Annotated in this window: 19 protein-coding genes and 1 pseudogene; 13 read left to right on the forward strand and 7 right to left on the reverse strand. The window is 68.8% G+C overall.

All coding sequences use genetic code 11. The features are described from left to right. The first annotated feature begins 18 nt into the window (after positions 1–18). The 10 genes and pseudogenes from NMI01S_RS29795 (at position 19) to NMI01S_RS29840 (ending at position 7,786) form a co-directional block, all read left to right on the forward strand. Positions 19–549 carry a carboxymuconolactone decarboxylase family protein gene (locus NMI01S_RS29795; protein ID WP_063002025.1) on the forward strand — a complete coding sequence of 177 codons (531 nt, stop codon included), beginning with the start codon at positions 19–21 and terminating at the stop codon, positions 547–549. A 4-nt stretch (positions 550–553) separates the two neighbouring features. Continuing rightward, positions 554–1,819 carry an aromatic ring-hydroxylating oxygenase subunit alpha gene (locus NMI01S_RS29800; protein WP_063002026.1) on the forward strand — a complete coding sequence of 422 codons (1,266 nt, stop codon included), beginning with the start codon at positions 554–556 and terminating at the stop codon, positions 1,817–1,819. Then, a complete protein-coding gene (locus NMI01S_RS29805; RefSeq protein WP_063002027.1) occupies positions 1,806–2,147 on the forward strand; it encodes a hypothetical protein in 342 nt (113 codons plus the stop codon). Before NMI01S_RS29800 ends, NMI01S_RS29805 begins: the two co-directional genes overlap by 14 nt. 4 nt (positions 2,148–2,151) lie before the next feature. After that, a complete protein-coding gene (locus NMI01S_RS29810) occupies positions 2,152–3,363 on the forward strand; it encodes a metal-dependent hydrolase family protein (RefSeq protein ID WP_063002028.1) in 1,212 nt (403 codons plus the stop codon). Next, positions 3,350–3,766 (forward strand): nuclear transport factor 2 family protein, encoded by a 417-nt coding sequence (locus NMI01S_RS29815; RefSeq protein WP_063002029.1) that lies wholly within the window; start codon positions 3,350–3,352, stop codon positions 3,764–3,766. The genes NMI01S_RS29810 and NMI01S_RS29815 overlap by 14 nt, the downstream gene beginning before the upstream one ends. A 54-nt stretch (positions 3,767–3,820) precedes the next feature. Beyond that, complete coding sequence (locus tag NMI01S_RS29820) at positions 3,821–4,918, forward strand: acyl-CoA dehydrogenase family protein (protein ID WP_063002030.1); 1,098 nt, start codon at positions 3,821–3,823, stop codon at positions 4,916–4,918. A 124-nt stretch (positions 4,919–5,042) separates the two neighbouring features. Continuing rightward, complete coding sequence (locus NMI01S_RS34505; protein ID WP_063002123.1) at positions 5,043–6,014, forward strand: acyl-CoA dehydrogenase family protein; 972 nt, start codon at positions 5,043–5,045, stop codon at positions 6,012–6,014. 246 nt (positions 6,015–6,260) lie between these two features. Further along, positions 6,261–6,995: an inositol monophosphatase family protein gene (locus tag NMI01S_RS29830; RefSeq protein WP_369689941.1), complete on the forward strand. Its 735-nt coding sequence runs from the start codon at positions 6,261–6,263 to the stop codon at positions 6,993–6,995. Between the two features lie 75 nt (positions 6,996–7,070). Beyond that, positions 7,071–7,265: pseudogene (locus NMI01S_RS29835) on the forward strand (response regulator); the annotation flags it as partial. Between the two features lie 62 nt (positions 7,266–7,327). Next, positions 7,328–7,786, forward strand: a complete 459-nt coding sequence (locus NMI01S_RS29840) for a DUF4153 domain-containing protein (protein ID WP_245717087.1) — start codon at positions 7,328–7,330, stop codon at positions 7,784–7,786. A gap of 62 nt (positions 7,787–7,848) precedes the next feature. Here NMI01S_RS29840 and NMI01S_RS29845 read toward each other — a convergent pair whose 3' ends face one another. The 5 genes from NMI01S_RS29845 to NMI01S_RS29865 form a co-directional block, all read right to left on the reverse strand. Continuing rightward, on the reverse strand, positions 7,849–8,568 hold the full coding sequence (locus NMI01S_RS29845; RefSeq protein WP_063002033.1) for a 3'(2'),5'-bisphosphate nucleotidase CysQ: 720 nt from the start codon (positions 8,566–8,568) through the stop codon (positions 7,849–7,851). A 191-nt stretch (positions 8,569–8,759) separates the two neighbouring features. Continuing rightward, entirely contained in the window at positions 8,760–9,284 is a 525-nt protein-coding gene (locus NMI01S_RS29850) for an MTB12 C-terminal domain-containing protein (protein WP_063920905.1), read from the reverse strand. Positions 9,285–9,295: 11 nt separating this feature from the next. After that, positions 9,296–10,084 (reverse strand): enoyl-CoA hydratase, encoded by a 789-nt coding sequence (locus NMI01S_RS29855; protein ID WP_063002034.1) that lies wholly within the window; start codon positions 10,082–10,084, stop codon positions 9,296–9,298. Between the two features lie 9 nt (positions 10,085–10,093). After that, positions 10,094–11,272 (reverse strand): acyl-CoA dehydrogenase family protein, encoded by a 1,179-nt coding sequence (locus NMI01S_RS29860; protein ID WP_063002035.1) that lies wholly within the window; start codon positions 11,270–11,272, stop codon positions 10,094–10,096. Further along, a complete protein-coding gene (locus tag NMI01S_RS29865) occupies positions 11,256–12,254 on the reverse strand; it encodes an acyl-CoA dehydrogenase family protein (RefSeq protein WP_063002036.1) in 999 nt (332 codons plus the stop codon). Before NMI01S_RS29865 ends, NMI01S_RS29860 begins: the two co-directional genes overlap by 17 nt. 178 nt (positions 12,255–12,432) lie before the next feature. Between NMI01S_RS29865 and NMI01S_RS29870 the strand changes: the two genes are divergently transcribed. Both NMI01S_RS29870 and NMI01S_RS29875 read left to right on the forward strand, forming a co-directional pair. After that, positions 12,433–13,086, forward strand: coding sequence for a TetR/AcrR family transcriptional regulator (locus NMI01S_RS29870; protein WP_063002037.1), 654 nt, complete (start codon positions 12,433–12,435; stop codon positions 13,084–13,086). A 44-nt stretch (positions 13,087–13,130) separates the two neighbouring features. After that, positions 13,131–13,943 (forward strand): acyl-CoA thioesterase, encoded by an 813-nt coding sequence (locus NMI01S_RS29875; RefSeq protein ID WP_063002038.1) that lies wholly within the window; start codon positions 13,131–13,133, stop codon positions 13,941–13,943. 51 nt (positions 13,944–13,994) lie between these two features. On the opposite strand, the gene NMI01S_RS29880 is transcribed toward NMI01S_RS29875, so the two are convergent. Beyond that, the gene (locus NMI01S_RS29880; RefSeq protein WP_157126435.1) at positions 13,995–14,447 is read right to left on the reverse strand and encodes a nitroreductase/quinone reductase family protein; all 453 of its coding nucleotides are present in this window, start codon (positions 14,445–14,447) and stop codon (positions 13,995–13,997) included. A 73-nt stretch (positions 14,448–14,520) separates the two neighbouring features. After that, the gene (locus NMI01S_RS29885) at positions 14,521–17,796 is read right to left on the reverse strand and encodes an ATP-binding protein (RefSeq protein WP_063002039.1); all 3,276 of its coding nucleotides are present in this window, start codon (positions 17,794–17,796) and stop codon (positions 14,521–14,523) included. 121 nt (positions 17,797–17,917) lie between these two features. Between NMI01S_RS29885 and NMI01S_RS29890 the strand changes: the two genes are divergently transcribed. Further along, positions 17,918–18,592 (forward strand): hemerythrin domain-containing protein, encoded by a 675-nt coding sequence (locus tag NMI01S_RS29890; protein WP_174554582.1) that lies wholly within the window; start codon positions 17,918–17,920, stop codon positions 18,590–18,592.

The raw sequence follows: 18,592 nt of genomic DNA on the forward strand, positions 1-18,592 counted from the left end.
GAATGAGAGGAGGAGAGGATGCGCCTGCCGCCCCTGCCGGCCGATCAATGGGACGATCGGACCCGCGGCGCCCTGGCCGCTCTGCTGCCACGTGCTCGGCGCAATCCCGACGGCGCCGGACCCGCGATGTCGGCTCTGGCCAGACACCCGGACTTGGCCGAGGCGTATCTCGGCTTCGGCGTCTACCTGCTGTTCCGATCCTCCTTGCCGCCGCGCGTGCGCGAGATCGCGATCCTGCGCATCGCGCACCGCCGCCAGTGCGCCTACGAATGGGCCCACCATGTCGCGATGGCCGACTCGACCGGTCTGTCCGACGCCGATGTCGACGGGATCCGCGACGGACGGCTCACCGGCGAGTTCGATCAGCTGCTGCTGGCGGCGGTCGACGAACTCGACGAGAACTCGCAGCTGTCGGACACCACCTGGGCCGCGTTGAGCGACTACCTCGACGAACGCCAGCGCATGGATCTGGTCTTCACCGTCGGCGGCTACGCCATGGTCGCGATGGCCTTCAACACGTTCGGCATCCAGCCCGATCACGAGAGGTAATCCCTTGCCGCACTTCAGCAAACCAGCCGCCGGAAGCTGGACCGAGAACTATCCCGAATTGGGGACCGGCACCGTCGACTACACCGACTCGATCGACCCGCAGTTCTACGAGGACGAGCGCAACGCCATCTTCCGCAAGAGCTGGCTGTGCGTCGGCCGCGACGTACTGCTGCCGCGCAAGGGCAGCTACTTCACCAAGGAACTGGCCTGCATCGGGACTTCGCTGATCATCGTGCGCGGCACCGACGACGTGATCCGCGCCTTCCACAACATCTGCCGCCACCGCGGCAACAAACTCGTGTGGGACGACTTCCCGAACGAGGAGACCTCCGGCACCTGCCGGCAGTTCACCTGCAAGTACCACGCCTGGCGTTACAACCTCGACGGCACCTGCACTTTCGTCCAGCAGGAGAAGGAATTCTTCGGCATGGACAAGGCCGACTACGGCCTCGCCGATGTGCGCTGCGAAGTGTGGGAGGGGTTCATCTTCGTCAATGTCGACCCCGAGGCCCCACCGCTGCAGGATTATCTCGGCCCGATGGTGAAGGGACTCGAGGGATTTCCCTTCCACGAATTCACCGAGGTCTACAGCTACAAGGCCGAGGTGGGCAGCAACTGGAAACTGTTCATCGACGCGTTCGCCGAGTTCTATCACGCGCCGATCCTGCATATGAAGCAAGCCGTGAAGGACGAGGCCGACAAACTCGCCGACGTCGGCTTCGAGGCATTGCACTACCAGATCGACACTCCCCATTCCATGGTGTCCTCGTGGGGCGGTATGGCACCGCCGAAGGACCTCGACATGGTCAAGCCGATCGAGCGGGTGCTGCGCTCGGGCCTGTTCGGACCGTGGGATCGGCCCGATATCGAGGGGCTGGATCCCATGCCCGCCGGTATCAATCCGTCCGGCCATCGCGCCTGGGGCGTGGACGAATTCGACGTGTTCCCCAATTTCGCGATTCTGGTGTGGGCGCCGGGCTGGTTCCTCACCTACAACTGGTGGCCCACCTCGGTGCGCACGCACATCTTCGAGGCGAATCTGTATTTCACCCCGCCCAAGAACGCCCGCGAACGGCTGCGCCAGGAATTGACCGGCGTGACGTTCAAGGAATACGCGTTGCAGGACGCCAACACACTCGAGGCCACCCAGACGATGCTGGAAACCAGCGTCGTCAAGGAATTCCCGCTCAACGACCAGGAAGTCCTGCTGCGGCATCTGCATCATGTCGCGCAGCGAAAAGTTCAGGAGTACCGCGATGCCGACGTCTGAGACGAAGAAACTGCCCGGGGAATTCGCCGAACTGGAAAAGTTCTCCGACTGGATCATCGACACCGAGCCCGAACGCTATCGCAAGCGGCTCGCCTCCGATATGGCGCAGATGCAAGCGTTCTACGACGCCGCATTCCCCCGGCTCGAGGAGGCGCTCGACTATCTGGACCAGTTCCCGATCGACGAAATGCCCGACGACGCACGCTATCTGACGCATCTGATGCAGTCGCTGATCATGGTGTCGTTCCCTGTCGAGGTGTGGAAGCAGCCGCGGGTGCCCGATTCGGGCGCGGCCTATCTGAATCTCGTGCGTGAGACGGTGGTGTAGACCGATGCTGACGCTGAAGGCCGCCGGTGTGCTCGACATCGATTCCGGTGAGATCATCCGCCCCGGCGTGGTCCGGGTGGCAGACGACCGCATCGTCGGCGTCGGCGGCGAACCCGAGGGCGAGATCGTCGATCTCGGCGATCTGGTGCTCCTGCCCGGCCTGATGGATATGGAAGTCAACCTGCTCATGGGCGGGCGCGGGGAAACCGGACTGGCCTCCAGCGTCACCGACGATCCGGCCACGCGGGTGCTGCGCGCGGTGGGTAATGCCCGCCGCACCCTGCGGGCGGGGTTCACCACCGTGCGCAATCTGGGCCTGTTCGTCAAAACCGGTGGCTATCTGCTGGATGTGGCGCTGGGCAGGGCGATCGACAAGGGATGGGTGGACGGTCCCAGGATCGTGCCGGCCGGGCACGCCATCACCCCCACCGGCGGTCATCTGGATCCGACCATGTTCTCCGCGTTCATGCCCGACGTCCTGCACCTCACCATCGAGGAGGGCATCGCCAACGGTGTCGACGAGGTGCGCCGGGCGGTGCGCTACCAGATCAAGTACGGCGCCCAGCTGATCAAGATCTGCGTCTCCGGTGGCGTCATGTCGCTCACCGGAGCCCCTGGCGCACAACACTATTCGGACGAGGAACTGCGCGCGATCGTGGACGAGGCGCATCGGCGCGGACTCAAGGTCGCCGCACACACCCACGGCGCGGAGGCGGTCCGGCACGCCATCGCCGCCGGCATCGACTGCATCGAACACGGTTTCCTGATCGACGACGAAACCATCGCGCAGATGGTCGCCGCCCGCACCTGGCTGGTGCCCACCACCCGCCTGGCCGACGCCATGGACGTCTCCGAGGCCGATCCGGCGCTGCAGGCCAAGGCCGCGGAAATGTTTCCGAAGGCGCGCCTCTCGGTCAAGGCCGCCTACGACGCCGGGGTGCGCATCGCGGTCGGCACCGATGCGCCGGCCATCCCGCACGGCCGCAACGCCGACGAACTGGTGGCACTGGTCGAACGCGGACTGAAACCCATCGACGTGTTGCGGGCGGGCACGATCAACGCCGCCGAACTCATCGACGCCGACGACCGCGGCCGGATCGCCCCCGGCCTGCTCGCCGACATCATCGGTGTGCCGGGCGATCCCGTCGACGACATCACCGTGACCCAGGACGTGCGATTCGTGATGAAAGGCGGAAAAGTGTATGTCCGGAAATGACGATCTGCTCGAAATCCAACAGCTGCTGGCGCGCTACGCGGTCACCATCACGAAGGGCGATATCGACGGACTGGTCAGGGTTTTCGCATCCGACGGCACCTACAGTGCCTTCGGCGACACCTACACCCTCGATGTCTTCCCCGAGCTGGTGGCCGCAGCGCCCAAGGGCCTGTTCATGACCGGCACACCGGTGCTCGAACTCGACGGCGACAAGGCCTCCGGCACCCAGACATTGTGTTTCGTCGAGCACTCCACCCACGACATGCGGATCGGCTACTACAGCGACACCTATGTCCGCACCGAGGACGGCTGGCGGATCGAAACCCGCACGATGACCTTCATCCGGCGCAGCGGCGACCACGATTCCGGTATTCCGCACGCGTTCAATCGTCCCGCCGTCTGAGCGGCCCCGGCCCGACAGTGGCGTTCGCACACAGTGATCGAGGCAAACACCGACATGGGTATCACGGAAATCGCGACGTTTCGGGACGAGCTGCGCCGGTGGCTGGCAGCCCACGACCTCACGCCGGGCCCGGACCGCACCCTCGACGGCCAGGTCGCCCAGCTGGCCAGGGTGCGGCGCGCCCTCTTCGACGCCGGCTGGATGCGCTACGGCTGGCCCGAACCGGTCGGCGGGCTCGGCGGGCCGGCGGTGCTGCGGGCGGTACTCGGTGAGGAAGTCGCCACCCGTGGCCTGGCCGAACCCGGCATCTACTCGATGGTGGAAGTGCTGGCGCCCACGATGATCTCCTATGCCCGGCCGGAACTGGCCGCCGCGATGGTGCCGGCGCTGCTGTCCGGGCGCGAACAGTGGTGCCAGGGGTTCTCCGAACCGGGTTCCGGCAGCGATCTGGCGTCGCTGAGCACCAAAGCCGTTGCCGACGGCGACAACTGGATCGTCAGCGGCCAGAAGGTCTGGACCAGCTTGGCACAGTACTCCGCCCGCTGTGTGCTGCTGACCCGCACCGCGACCGGCCACGGTGGCATCACCGCGTTCTTCGTCGATATGGACTCCCCCGGTATCACCGTGCGCCCACTGCGGACCATGCACGGCGTCGACGAGTTCGCCGAAGTGTATTTCGACGACGTGGTGGTGCCCGACGATCGCATGCTGGGCCGGCCCGGGGACGGCTGGCGGGTGGCGATGGATCTGCTGCCGCACGAGCGGTCCACCTGCTTCTGGCACCGCATCGCCTACCTGTACACCCGATTGGACGCCTTGATCGCGGACACGGATCTGCGCGACGACGCCGCCTTGGGCGCTGCCTTTCTCGCGCTGCACACCGTGCGCTGCCGCTCGCACGCCACCCAGCGGCGGCTGGCGGACGGACGGCGGCTCGGACCGGAGACCTCGATCGACAAGGTGCTGCTGGCCACCGCCGAACAGCAGCTGTTCGATACCGCACGCGACATGCTCCCGGGCGCAGTCGAATTCGACGACGAGGAATGGCGTACCGAATACCTGTATTCGCGGGCGGCCACGATCTACGGCGGGACGGCCGAGATCCAGCGCAATATCATCGCCCGCCGCCTGCTCGATTTGGGGCGGGAATGAGCCGGAAGGGTGGGTATGCCCGGTCCGAATCTCGACTCGGGGGCACGCGAGGCGTCCTGGTCGGATCGTCGTTGTGCCACCACCCCGGTTCTCCCGCACCGCAACGAGTTTCGAACGGATGATCATGGACGCCGCTGAGATCGCTCTGCTGACCGACAGCCTGCGCGCCACCATGACCGGCAGCACGGGTGACGCACTGGATCACGCACTCCTCGACCTCGGATGGCTCGATCTGCTGACCGAATCCCCCGACGTAGCAATCCCTCTGGTCTTCCGGCTGCTCGGCGAGACCGGCGTCCACGCGCCCGTGCTCAACGACGTCATCGCACACGCCGCCGGCCGCGACCTGCCGGCCGGCGTCGCGCTTCCCTTTACCGGTGGCCGCTGGATCATGTGGGAGCGAACCGGCGTAGCTCCATCCGCTCCCGCTGCCTCCATCCGGGCCGCTGTCGATCCGGAGGCTGAATCAATCGTCGGCGGCGCGCCGGGCGGACCCCGGCCCGATGCGATGGACCCGACAGACCGGTCGGCCACGGGTGCCGACCTCGACTCCGGCGCCGTGCGCGGTAATTCCGATTCGGTTGCTGTACAACACTTTTCCGCGCTACCGGCGCTCGACCCCGAGCTACCGCTGCGCCGAGTTTCCGCCGGCGAGACGCTTCCGCTGGCCGAGGGCCGCCGCGCGCTCTCCTGGTGGCTGGTGGGAACGAGCCGCGCGATGCTGAACCTCGCCCGCCGTCACGCCCTCGACCGGGTCCAGTTCGGCCGGCCGCTGGCCGCTCATCAGGCGGTCCGGCACCGCCTGGCCGAAACCCTGGTAGCCATCGAGGGCGCCGAGGCGACCCTCGCCACCGCCGACACCGATCTCGGCGCGCTGCTGGCCAAGGCGGCCGCCGGCCATGCCGCCCGGATCGCCGCCCGCCACTGCCAGCAGGTCCTGGGCGGTATCGGGTTCACCGCCGAACACGACTTTCACCGGCACGCTCGCCGGGCCCTGGTCCTCGACGGATTGCTCGGCAGCGCAGCGGAACTGACGCGCGAAGCGGGCGCCTGGGTGCGCACGCGCGGCACCGCCCCGCGGCTCGCGCAGTTGTGAGATGTCTTCGGCCGGCGCCGTTCGCCCGGCGCTTGCGGTGCCCGGGGCCGAGCAGATCGTGCAAACCGCGACAAGCAATGCGGAAAACCGCGCAATGCCACGAGGTTTGCCGCCGGGTTCAGCATGAGCCGACTCGAGGCGGTGGCAGTGTTCATCGGCTGCGGATAGCTTGCAGTGGTGCACGACCACCTCGACGACGATCTCCGTTTCGCCCATGTCCTCGCCGATTCCGCCGACGCGGTGAATATGGACCGGTTCAAGGGCCTCGACCTCTCGATGTGGGCGAGACCGGATCTGACCGCGGTGACCGACGCCGAGAATGCCGTGGAGAAACTCGTCCGCGGCCAGTTGCGCCGATCCCGTCCGCGCGACGCGGTCCTGGGTGCGGGTGACGGACTGGAGGGTGGCGGTCCGCGCTGCTGGGTGGTCGATGCCATTACCGGACTCGAGAACTATGTGCGCGGGGTTCCGGTGTGGGCCACGCAGATCTGCCTGCTCGAAGTATCCGCGGGCGGATATCGCCCCATCGTCGGCGTCGTCTCCGCGCCCGCCCTCGCCCGCCGCTGGTGGGCCGCGAAAGACCACGGCGCCTTCACCGGCCGCAGCCTGACCTCGGCCTCCCGCCTGCGAGTCTCCGGCGTCTCCAACCTCACCGACGCCTCGTTCGCGTACTCCACCGTCACCGCCTGGGAAGAGGACGGCCGGCTGAACAGCTTCCTCGCCCTGTCCCGCGACGTCTGGCGCACCCGCGCCTACGGCGAATTCTGGTCCTACATGATGCTCGCCGAGGGCGCGATCGACAGCTGCGCCGATCCCCGCCTGTCCCCGAGCGATCTGGCCGCCAACGCGGTCATCGTCACCGAGGCCGGCGGCACCGTCACCGGCTTCGACGGCACCCCCGGCCCCCTCAGCGGGGGTGCGGTCGCGTCGAACGGATTGCTGCACAACGAGTTACTGGAGTATCTGCGCTGCCGCGACTGATACCCCGACCGACCACACGGAATCTCCACAACTGATACCGGTTCTCTCCACACGAGATCGCTAGGCTCCCGGAGCATGGAACAGAACCCACTGGTGGAGGGCACCCCGGCGCGGCGGATCCTGGTCGTGGACGACGAATCCACGATCGCGGAATCGGTTGCGGCGCGGCTGCGGGCCGAAGGGTTCACGGTCGCCACGGCGCCCGACGGGCCGGCGGCGGTGGCGTCCGCGCAGACGTTCGAGCCGGATCTGGTGGTTCTCGACGTCATGTCCTGCCCGTACTGCACCGGGCCACCAGGGATTCGGCGACCGACCGCATCTGGCTGCGCGGCCTGCTCTGCACCATCAGCGGGCTCACCCTGGTGATCATCGCCTCCGCGTTCGGTCGCATGTGGACCTATCAGCAGGCATACGGATTCACCGTGCTGCGTCTGCTGGTCGGAACCTGTGAACTCTGGCTCGGCGTCGTGTACCTGCTGGTGATCGTCGCGGTCCTGCGCCTGGAAACGGCGTGGCTGCCGCGCACCACCCTCGCGACCGCGGTGGCCGCGCTGCTGATACTCGCCGTCGCGAATCCCGAGGCGCTGGTCGCGTCGGAGAACATCGACCGCTGGCAGCGCGGTGGAGAACTCGATGTCGACTATCTGTCCGGGCTGTCGGCCGATATCGTCCCCGTCCTCGACCGTCTCCCGGCACCGATCCGCCTCGACGTGCGGCAGCGGCTCACGCACCGACTCCACGACGAGACCTGGAACAGCTGGACCCTGGCCCGGATGCGCGCGGGCGAATGACTTCGAGCACCGCGCAGTGGCCACGGCCCCTGCGCCGGCCGGCAGCGCCGGGCCGCCACCACTCAGATGCCGAAGTCTCGCAAGGCTTCCAGGACTTCGTCCGCCAGCTCGGGCCGGCAGATGAGCAGATCCGGGAGGTAGGGGTCGGGCTGGTTGTAGATCAGCGGTGAGCCGTCCAGACGCGAGGTGTGCAGGCCCGCGGCGGCGGCCACCGCGACAGGAGCGCAGGAGTCCCACTCGTACTGGCCGCCGGAGTGGGCGTAGATGTCGGCTTCGCCGCGCACGACCGCCATGGCCTTGGCGCCGGCCGAACCCATCGGGATGGTCTCGGCACCGAGCGCGGCGGTGAGGTGGTGCACGCAGGCGGGTGGCCGGCTGCGGGAGACGACGATGCGCGGCGGGCCGTCGTGGGCGGGCGGGAGTACCGGCGGCGCACCGGTTTCCAGCACCAGCCCGGGAACCGGGAGCGCGACGGCACCGATCTCGGCGCGGCCGTCCACCGCCAGCGCCACGTGCACGGCCCAATCCGCGCGCGGGGGCTGCCCGTATTCGCGCGTGCCGTCGAGCGGGTCGACGATCCACACCCGGCTGCGGGACAGGCGAATCGGATCGTCGGTGCTCTCCTCCGAGAGAACCGCGTCGTCGGGCCGCAGCTCCGCCAGCCGCTTCAGCAGCAATTCGTCGGAACGCCGGTCCCCGACCGCACCACCCTGGTCACGAATCTCGAGCAGGAGCTCACCGGCTTCCCGGGCGAGCTCGGCGGCCACCGCGTGGTCGTCCATATTCGGTTCTCACTCTCCCGCCGGACGGCGAACCGACGCCGACCGGGCGCACCCTGGCGCGCCGGCGTTCGGGCCGGCGCTCGCATTGCCCCGCGGTGATCGGCGGGACCCTTGCAGTGTGCCAGCCGGGTGCGGCTGCGGCGGCGTGCCCCCTGCCGCTGCGGGTCGCTCAGGGGGCCGGGAGCAGCCGATCAGCAGGCGGGTGCGGTGCCGCCCTGCAATTTCAGCAGAGCACAGAAGGTGACGGCGGCGACCTTCCACTGCCCGTTCTCCTGCACGGCCTGCCCGGCCTGATCCGGCAGCACCGGGTTGCCACCCATCAGCAGCGTGTAGGTCACAGCGGCATGATCGGCGTCGGTGGTGGTGACCTTCGAGACCGTCGCGGAGGTGCCTTGTGCCTGCGGGTTGCCGGCCTGAGCGGCGAGCACCGGCGCGAACACGTCGCCCTTCTCCACCGCGGCGGCGCGTTTGTCGGCAGGCTGTTCGGCGTCGAAGAACAGCACATAGGCGTCGGTGACCGCCTTGGTGGTCGCCGGGTCGGCCGCCGACGATCCCGCGGCGGGCGCCGCGGCCGAGGTCGTCGCCGCGGCGGCTGTGCTGGTGGAGGAGGCGGCGGTGCTGTCGGACTCGTCGTCACTACAGCCGGTGACGGTCGCCGCCGCGATCACCGCGATACCGCACAGACCCGCCGCGCCGCGAATCATCTTGTTGCGCATGGATATGCCCTTCACTCGATTTTCTGTTTCATCTCGTCCAGGTTCACCAGAATCGGATAACCGCTGACGCTGAGCGCATTGCCGTGCCCGGTCTGGTGCACGTCGAACACCGACTGGATGGCCGCGTAGAAGCCCTGCACATCGAGGGTCTGATTGACCGCGCGCTTGGCCTGGCGCAGACCGAACGGTGGCATCGCGGCGATGCGTGCGGCCAGTGCCCGGGAGCGGGAGTCCAGTTCGTCGCGCGGGACGACACTGTTGACCATGCCGATCTGTTCGGCCTCGCGGGCGGTGACCGCCCGCCCGGTGAACAGGATCTCCTTGGCCTTGCGCGGCCCGAGTTCCCAGGTGTGCCCGTGGTATTCGACGCCTCCGATCCCCATCATCACCACCGGATCGGAGAACTGGGCGTCCTCGGCGGCGACGATCAGATCGCACGGCCAGCAGAGCAGCAGACCGCCCGCGATGCAGCGGCCCTGCACCGCGGCGATGGACGGCTTCGGGATGTTGCGCCAGCGCAGCGAGAACTCGAGGTACTTCCTCGATTCGAGGGCGTAGATGCGTTCCAGGGTGATCGTCGACGGGTCCGGCCACGATCGATCCTTGAGATCGTGCCCGGCGGAGAAGTGTTTCCCGTTGGCGCGCAACACGATCACCGCGACATCGTCGTCCGCGCCCGCCTTCTGCCAGGCGGCATCCAGTTCTTCCAGTAATTGCCCGTTCTGGGCGTTGGCGGCCTCCGGGCGGTTGAGCGAGATGGTCGCGATCTTGTCGGCGACCTCGTATTCGATGTAGGACATGGCGATTCCTCAGCCTCGGGGCAGGCCGAGCACGCGCTCGGCGATGATGTTGCGCTGGATTTCGGATGTGCCGCCGGCGATCGTCCCGGCGAAACTGCGGGTATAGCGTTCGAACCAGCTGGCGCCGAAGGCATCCAGATTCAGCGGGTTGAACGGCGTGGTCCGCGCCGGATGGGTCAGGCCGCCGGCTCCCTGCGCGCGCAGCGCGTGTCCGGAGGCGGTCTGCACCGCCTCGGAGCCGAGAACCTTCAGCACCGACAGCGCCGCCACATCCTGTTCTCCGCGCGCGGCGCGGGCCAGCGCCGCCGAACCGAGCAGCCGCAGGGCATAGCTGTCCATGATCAATGTGGCGTAGTGATCGCGATCGAGCACCGTCTCCGGGGCGAAATCGGCCGCGAGTTCCGCGAGCCGGTCGGCGTAGGACAACCACAGCAGTGTGCGTTCGTGTCCGAGTGAACCGTTGGCCACACCCCATCCGCCGTGCAGCGGCCCGACCAGATTCTCCGCCGGCACCCGCACGCCTTCGAAGAACACCTCGTTGAAATCCAGATCGTGCGGTCCGCAGACCGAGGCGAACGGTCGTCGTGTCACGCCGGGGGTATCGGTGGGAATCAGCAGCACACTGATGCCCTTGTGTTTCGGCGCGTCCGGGTCGGTGCGCACGAAGGTCAGCAGCACATCGGCGTCGTGGGCGCCGGAGGTCCACACCTTCTGCCCGTCGACGACGAATTCGTCGCCGTCGCGCACGGCCCGGGTGCGCAGACCGGCCAGATCCGATCCCGCGCCGGGTTCGCTCATGCCGAGTGCGGCGGTGATCTCCGCGCGCAGAATCCTTCTCGCCCAGCGGGTCTTCTGCTCGTCGCTGCCGAACGACAGCAGCGAGGCGGCGACGATTCCGACGCCCTGCGGATTGAAGCTGTGATAGATGCGCCGGTTCGACAACTCCTGCAGATGCACGTACTGCTGCAGGATGGTGGCATTGCGCCCGCCGAATTCGGGCGGATTGCCGGGCAGCAGCCAGCCGTGATCGAACTGCAGGCGCTGCCAGTCGCGCGCCCACTCGGGCACGTCGGCACTGGAATGCGACCGCCGCCGGCTCGCGGTGGCCGCATCGGGCAGATGGGCGTCGAGGAAGGCCACGAATTCGGCCCGGAATTCCTCGACGTCGTCGTCAAATCTCAGTTGCACGGCACTCCTCGGCGATCAGCGCCCGGTGTTCGGCCGCACCGCCGAGCATCAGCTCGCCGGCCTGGGCTCGTTTGAGCGCGAACTGCAGGTCGTTCTCCCAGGTGAAACCCATGGCTCCGAACAGCTGTAAACCGTTGCGGAACACCACGTTCTGGCACTCTCCCGCGCCGGCCTTCGCCATCGATGCCGCCAGCGCCCGGCGCGGGTCGTCCTCGGCGATGGTGAGCGCCGCGAAGTAGGCCAGCGCCCGGGCCCGCTGGATCGCCACATGCATATCGGCGACCTTGTGTTTGACCGCCTGCAGCGAGCCGATCGGCACGCCGAACTGGTGGCGGGTGCGCACGTGGTCGAGCACCAGGTCCAGAATCCGCTGGCAGGCGCCGACGACGGTCAGAGCCATCCCGGTGGCGGCGAACTGGCGCGCCCGCGCCACATCCACGGTGCTGCGCCGATCGTGTCCGGCGCGTACCCCGTCGAAGCGCACCTCGGCGAGGTGCAGCACCGGATCGAAGACCGCGCTGCGGCGCACCTGTACCTCGGCCGCCGGCACCACGAACACGCCCGCCCTGGTCACCACCGCGAACCGTTCGGCGCGGTCGCCGTCGAGGACGTGGTGGGCGGTGCCGCCGAGCACCCAGCCGTCGGCGTCGAGGACCGCGTCCACACCGTCGTACACGGCCGTGCCGGCCGCCGCGGGATCCGTGAATTCCGGTGCCAGCGGGGCGAATTGGGTCATCGTGGCCAGATACGGTGTGGGATCGGTGGCCCGGCCCTGTTCCTCGAGGACGATCGCCAGCTCGACGGCGGCCGCGTCGCCGGTCAGTTCGGTCCAGCCCAGCTCGATGTAGGTGCGCCACAACGGCATCGGGTCGCCGCCCTTGTCGGCGATCTCGCGGATCAGCGTCACCGGGCATTGTTTGCCGACCGCCTCGCGCACGGTGTCGCGCCAGAGTCTTTGTTCGGAGTCGAACTCCACAAGCATCCCGGACCGCCTCTCTGGCCACTAGACTGCCTACCGACGCGAGAATAGCATTCTCAATAACAGAAAGTAACAGTCTCTCATGTCGTTCCCGAACACGCGCCCTCGGTGCCCGGGAACATGACATTCTCCGGTACAGTGCATTCATGTTCTGCACACATAACCAAGGACCGAGCCGACCGTGAGCAGCCCCAGCGAAGAGCCCGCCTGGAAGCAACGCGCCGTCGAGCGCTCGATCCGGACCGCGAAATTGCGTGCCGAACAGCGAGTACAGCGCTTCCTCGACGCGGCCCAGGCCATCATCACCGAAAAGGGCACCACCGATTTCACCGTGCAGGAAGTGGTGGACCGCTCCAAACAATCGCTGCGCAGCTTCTACCTGCAGTTCGACGGTAAACACGAACTGCTGCTGGCCCTGTTCGAGGATGCGCTCAGCCGCACCGCGGACCAGCTCCGCGCGGCCGCCGACGGGCAGGACGATCCGATCGACCAGCTGCGAGTGACCATCGAGCTGCTGTTCGAGCTGAGCCGTCCGGATCCGACCGCGCAGCGGCCGCTGTTCACGGATTTCGCTCCGCAGCTGCTGGTTTCACACCCCGCGCAGGTGAAGGTGGCGCATGCGCCGCTGCTGAGCCTGATCACGGAGTTGATGGAGAAGGCCCAGGAGCAGGGCCGGTTGCGCAAGGAACTCAACGCGCGCCGGACCGCGGCGATGGTCATGCAGACGGTGATGTTCACCGCGCAGTCCACCGGCGGCACCGACGAGGAGACCACCCACCCGATCACCGCCGAGGAAGTCTGGAACTTCTGCGCCCACGGCTTCGCTCACGACTGAGAATTTAATTCTCACATTAGAGAAGGTCGCTTACACTCGGACTCATGCCCGATCAGTGGAGCGACCTTCTCGCTTGTCTCGACCTGCGTTCGGTTCCGCCCGGCGACGACCGCGATACCGCGGTGTTCTCCGGCCCCAACCAGACCCTGGGGTACTACCGGATCTTCGGCGGCCAGTTGCTGGCGCAATTCGTACGCGCCGCGCAGCTGACCTGTCCGGACAAGTCCGTCAAATCGCTGCACGCGCTGTTTCCCCGAGAGGGTGAACCGGACGAGGCGCTGCGATACCGCGTGCGGGTCGAGCATCAGGGGCGGACCTTCGCCTCGGTAACGGTGCTGGCCGAGCAGGCCTCGGGAATCGTTGCCACCGCGGCGATTTCACTGCACGCCGCTGACGACGGTCCCGAACAGCAGGCGACCGCACCGATCGGGCCGCTGCTGTCGGCCGAGCACAAGGCGGGATTCCACATCATCCCGTGGGAGACACGCACGAACGTCGACCTCGACGACACCGGTTCGGCCGCACCCGAATTCGAGATGTGGATGCGAACACCGGCCGCCGACGCCACGCTCGCGCCGGCGTTGACCGGCTACGCCACCGACCTCACGCTCATCGGCACCGCACTGCGCCCGCTCGAGGGAGTGTGCCAGCGCGGCAACGGCACCGCGTTCCGCTCCGCGGTCACCAGCCACACCCTCTGGTTCCACCGGACGTTCCGCACCGACGAGTGGCTGTTGCTGCGCCAGCACAGCCCGGTGATGGCGCAGGGCCGCTGCTTCGGCCGCGGAGACGTGTTCACCGAGAACGGTTCACTGGTCGCCTCCTTCGCCCAGGAAGCCATGGTGCGATTCCCCTGAGACCGAATACAGTGCCGCACAGCACATCCGGCTCACGGCACGGGGGCGGGATCACTCGCCGCACGGGGACAACTCGATCAGCGGAATCCGCCGGGCCGTGCGCCTCTGATAGTCCGCGTAGCCCGGATAGGCCCGCACGACCTGCGGCCACCACACCTCGCGTTCGGCCGGGACGAGTACGCGCGCGGTCATGGGACGTGACGCCCCGTGCCGGAAGGACACCTCGACGCGCGGTTCGGCGCACAGGTTGTGGTACCAGGCGGGCGAGACGGAGTCGCCGCCCCGCGACGCCACGATCAGATAGCGATCGCCGGCCACGATCGGGACGGTGAGTACCACGGTGTGCGGCCGCCCGCTGCGTCGGCCGATGGTGGTCAGGGTCAGCGTGGGCATGTTCTTGAAACGCGTACCGATGCGACCACCGCTGACGTCGAGCAGTGTGCGGTGCAGGCTGGTCACGGTCTTCAGGCGCAGGTCGGTGGCGATACGGCGGGTGTCGGGCATGGGGAGCTCCTCGGGTCGGCAGGCGGTCGGGTACCGACGATCCGGATCCGGCTTGTGAGCGACCAGTGACCGGTCAGCGGTCCAGACGCGCGCGTGCGGCGTCGATCCACCCCTGGTTCGCGCAGCCCTCTGCGATGCGCAGGGCGGCGCGGTGGTGTTCGGCGGCGAGATGCGGATCGCCGCACAGCGCCGCCAGGTCTCCCAGCACGAGATCGACCGGGCCGACGGTGAACGACCCGGTGTCGGCGCCACCGAGACGATCGCGATATCGCAGCAGGTCCCGGTAGATCGCGACGGCCTCCTCCGCCGTGCCCAGCGCCACGACCACCATGGCGCGCAGGGTGAGAAACAGCGAGCGGAACAGGTCTTCCGGTACCGGTCGCGCCCGGCGCCGGACGCGGGCCGCCCCTTCCCGGTCACCGGCGGCGAGCAGCACGAGCGCGTGGAAGTCGACGGTCGCGTCCGCGGTGTCCGCCGGCGCGCTTCGGACGAATTCCGCGATCGTCTCGGCCAGTTCCCCGGCGCGGCCCTGATACAGGCGGACCGTGAACAGCGCCATGAGCGGGAGCGTGCCGGCGTTGAAAATGCCCGTGCGGGAGAGCAATTCGGCGGCCTCCAGATAGCGCCGCTCGGCGTCGTCGGCGTCACCGCCCACCAGAGCCAGCAGTCCCCGGGCCATCGCGTTCGCCGCCTGGGCCTGGCGCCACTGATACCGGTCGGCCGGCACCGTGGCCGCCTCGAGATGTGCGCGGGCCGCCTCGAGATCGCCGGCGAAGACGGCGGCCTGCAGCGCTATGGTGTGCCCCAGCAGCAGGTAGGCATGGTGATCGTTGCGCTGCCCGATCTCGATCAGTTCGGCGCCGAGCGCACCGCGATCCGCCCTGTCGTAGAGCGAAGCCCGGGCCTGCAGCGCCGGTGCGAGCAGTGTGTCGTCGCCGAGGTCGCGGGCGAGGGCCTCGGCGTCACCGGCCACCCGGCGCGCCCGGTCGAGTTCGGCGCCACCGATCTCCTCGACCAGCGCGACCGACAGCCGGCACCGGTCGGCGGGTGCCAGCCCGGGACACCGCAGCGCGGTCTCGACGCGGGCGACGACGGCGTGGTCGACGACACCGTAGCGCCGGTTCATCCAGGGCGTCGGGGCATCCCAGGCGGTGAACGCCCGCACCAGCAGGTCGGGCCGGTCGGCGTCCTCGGCCAGCGTCGCGGCCCGGTCGCGGGCGGCGCGCGCGGCGAGGCCGGCGCCGCAGACGAGGTGGCTGCGTCCGGCTCGGCACAGCAATGCCACCCGCTCGTCGACGGTGTCGCCGCCGGGATGGCGTTCGAGCGCGCGGGCCGCGCGTTCGTATCCGGCGGCGGCGATGTCGTGGGCGAAGCGCCGCTCGGCCCGCTGCGCCGCGGCCACCGCGTAGTCGGCGGCTCGCCGCGCGGTCTGCGGTGTCACCGATTCCCCGTAGTGGTAGGCGAGGGCGGTGAGATCTGTCGGATCGATCTCCTCGACCGCGGCGCCGATGCGGCGATGCCAGCGGTCGCGGCGGATCCGCGACAGATCCCCCAGCAGTGTGTCGCGCACCAGGACATGGGCGAAACGCGCCCGCCCGCTGGCGGGTTCGTTCAGGAGCCCGGCGACCACTCCGGCCTCGACCGCGTCCAGCACCGCCTCCTCCCCCACCTCCGCGGCCCGCACCAGAACCGCGAGGTCGAACTCCCGGCCGATCACCGCGGCCAGGCGCAACACGGCTACGTCCGTCTCGGGAAGCCGGGACAGCCTGCGGCGCAGCACATCTCGTACGCCGTCGGGGACCTCGGACGCGGCGACCAGCTCGCCCTCACTCTGCAACAGGCGCGCGATCTCGATGAGGTAGAAGGGATTGCCGCCGGTGCGATCGTGCAATGTCGCCAGCACCGGATCCGCGGGTGCGCGTCCGATCAGCGTGCCGACGAGCCGGGCGCTGTCGGCGACCCCGAGGCCGCGCAACCGGGTTCGCGAACGGACGGTGGTCGCCGAGCCGGCCAGGGCATCGGTCAGCGCGGGCGGCACCTCGTCCGGTCGGTAGCCGACCACCATGAAGACCGGCGCCTGGGTGGCCACCGCGGCGAGCAGCGCCGCGGTCTCCGCATCACACCGATGGGCGTCGTCGAGCAGGATCGCCAGCGGCCGCCCGTGCGCGACAGCGGTGAGATAGTCGATCACCGCACGGTGCAGCAGGAAACGGCCGTGCGCGCGGTCGGCCCGATCGGGCCCCGCCCCGTCGGTGAGCAGTGGAGCGAGAGCGGGCGCCAGTTCCCCGGGATCGTGTTCGCCGGCCAGGGCACGCAGGATCTCGACCCACGGCCATGCCGACGGAGCGGCCTCGTCTTCCGGGCAGCGACCGATCACCACGAGATATCCGGCGTCGCGCAAGTCGTCGCGAAGACGGTGCAGCAGAGCGGTTTTCCCGCTGCCCGCCTCACCTGCCACGGTCGCCGTCCGTGGTCCGTCGCCCCGGGCGGCCGCATGCAGCGCGGCGAGTTCGGCGTCGCGCCCGAACAGTACGGTCACCCCGGGCGCCGAAACCGGGTCGCGCGGCGGGAACGACTCCGCGATCACCTTCTCCTGCACCGGAATTCGCTGCGCGAGAATGTCGGCTTCCAACCGCGTCAGGGCAGGTCCCGGATCGATGCCGAGTTCGTCGGCGAGGATCTCGCGCGCTTGCCGCAGGGCGGCCAGTGCGTCCGCCTGACGTCCGGCCCGATAGCGTGCCAGCGCGGTGAGCCGCCAGGCCTCCTCACGCAGCGGATGTTCCCGGGTCAGGACTTCTGCTTCGGCCGCCGCCATCGCGGGTTCGTCCTGATCGAGCAGGGCCTCCGCCAGCTGTTCGCGCGCACTGAGTCGCAATTCCTCGAGCCGCGCCGCCTCGGCGGTCGCCCAGGCCTCCTGCGCATAGGCTCCGTACGCGGGACCCTGCCACCGGGCCAGCGCCTGCTCGAGTGCGCGGCGCCGGCGCTGCGGATCGGGCTGTCGTGCGGCCAGATCCAGCTCCGCGCCGAACGACCAGGCATCGACCGCCTCGGTGTCGAGCCGCAGCGCGTATCCGGGGGCGCGGCTGACCAATACTGTCGCCGGTGCGCGCGGCGCCCGGTCCGGCTCCAGCAGCCGCCGCAGATTGGATATGTAGGCCTGCAGCGAGCCCAGCGCCCGCGGCGGCGGCTCGCCCCGCCACAGATCGTCGATCAATCGGTCGACCGGCACCACCTCGCCCCGGGCGACCAGCAGCCGGGCCAGCACGCCGCGTTGCCGCGGACCGCCGAGATCGAGTTCACCGTGCTCGTCCGACGCGGTCAGCGCGCCGAGGACCCGAATCCGAATCATGATGCGCAAAGTCAATCATGATGCGCAAAGTCCAGGACGGCGGCCACCAAGTGCGTCTCGAGTCGGCTGCAAGCGGCCGGCGCCACCCTCGTCGCAGTTCTCGACACCGACAGGAGCCGCCATGCCCACCGCCCTCGCGTCCACCCGCCCCGACACCTTCGACATGCTCGTCGTGCACAACGCCTTTCGCAGCCACTTCCGCGCGCTTCCCGGCCTCGTCGCCCAGGTCGATGCGGGCGATGTCGAGCGCGCCCGGCAGCTCGCGGCATTCCTGGACGAACTGTGCACCGGGCTGCACGAGCATCACGCCGGCGAGGACGAGCTGATGTGGCCGCTGCTACTCGACCGCGCCCCGACGCATGCCGGCGCGATACTGCGCATGGAGGAACAGCACGAGCGCATCGCGGAGCTGGTTCGGCGCGCGCGGCGCGATGCGGGCGAATTCGTCACCGCCGCCGCGGCTTCGGTGCGCGATCGGCTCGCCGAAACACTGCGGGCGCTCGCCGCCGCGCTGGACGAGCACCTGGCCGACGAGGAACGCCAGGTCCTGCCCGTGGTCGAGGAGGTCATGACCGTCGCGGAGTGGCGGGCTCTCGGCGAACGCGGCCGCGCGCAGATGCCGAGGAACCGCCAACTGGTCTTTCTCGGCTTCATGATGCTCACGGCGTCCGAATCCCAGCGGCGCAAACTTCTCGCGGAGATGCCACCGGTGGCACGCCTGGCCTGGCGGGTGCTCGGGCGTCGCAGCTTCGATCGGGAGTATCGCGCGATCTACCGCAGCGATCCGCGATGGTGA

It is taken from the genome of Nocardia mikamii NBRC 108933 (assembly GCF_001613505.1).
Taxonomy (GTDB): Bacteria; Actinomycetota; Actinomycetes; order Mycobacteriales; family Mycobacteriaceae; genus Nocardia; species Nocardia mikamii.

Coding starts and splice junctions, on each gene's coding strand:
- NMI01S_RS29850 (WP_063920905.1), bottom strand. CDS start 9,284: ATGCGCAACAAGATGATTCGCGGCGCGGCGGGTCTGTGCGGTATCGCG.
- NMI01S_RS29830 (WP_369689941.1), top strand. CDS start 6,261: ATGGACCGGTTCAAGGGCCTCGACCTCTCGATGTGGGCGAGACCGGAT.
- NMI01S_RS29855 (WP_063002034.1), bottom strand. CDS start 10,084: ATGTCCTACATCGAATACGAGGTCGCCGACAAGATCGCGACCATCTCG.
- NMI01S_RS29865 (WP_063002036.1), bottom strand. CDS start 12,254: ATGCTTGTGGAGTTCGACTCCGAACAAAGACTCTGGCGCGACACCGTG.
- NMI01S_RS29795 (WP_063002025.1), top strand. CDS start 19: ATGCGCCTGCCGCCCCTGCCGGCCGATCAATGGGACGATCGGACCCGC.
- NMI01S_RS29815 (WP_063002029.1), top strand. CDS start 3,350: ATGTCCGGAAATGACGATCTGCTCGAAATCCAACAGCTGCTGGCGCGC.
- NMI01S_RS29810 (WP_063002028.1), top strand. CDS start 2,152: ATGCTGACGCTGAAGGCCGCCGGTGTGCTCGACATCGATTCCGGTGAG.
- NMI01S_RS29820 (WP_063002030.1), top strand. CDS start 3,821: ATGGGTATCACGGAAATCGCGACGTTTCGGGACGAGCTGCGCCGGTGG.
- NMI01S_RS29885 (WP_063002039.1), bottom strand. CDS start 17,796: ATGATTCGGATTCGGGTCCTCGGCGCGCTGACCGCGTCGGACGAGCAC.
- NMI01S_RS29845 (WP_063002033.1), bottom strand. CDS start 8,568: ATGGACGACCACGCGGTGGCCGCCGAGCTCGCCCGGGAAGCCGGTGAG.
- NMI01S_RS29875 (WP_063002038.1), top strand. CDS start 13,131: ATGCCCGATCAGTGGAGCGACCTTCTCGCTTGTCTCGACCTGCGTTCG.
- NMI01S_RS34505 (WP_063002123.1), top strand. CDS start 5,043: ATGGACGCCGCTGAGATCGCTCTGCTGACCGACAGCCTGCGCGCCACC.
- NMI01S_RS29805 (WP_063002027.1), top strand. CDS start 1,806: ATGCCGACGTCTGAGACGAAGAAACTGCCCGGGGAATTCGCCGAACTG.
- NMI01S_RS29880 (WP_157126435.1), bottom strand. CDS start 14,447: ATGCCCGACACCCGCCGTATCGCCACCGACCTGCGCCTGAAGACCGTG.
- NMI01S_RS29890 (WP_174554582.1), top strand. CDS start 17,918: ATGCCCACCGCCCTCGCGTCCACCCGCCCCGACACCTTCGACATGCTC.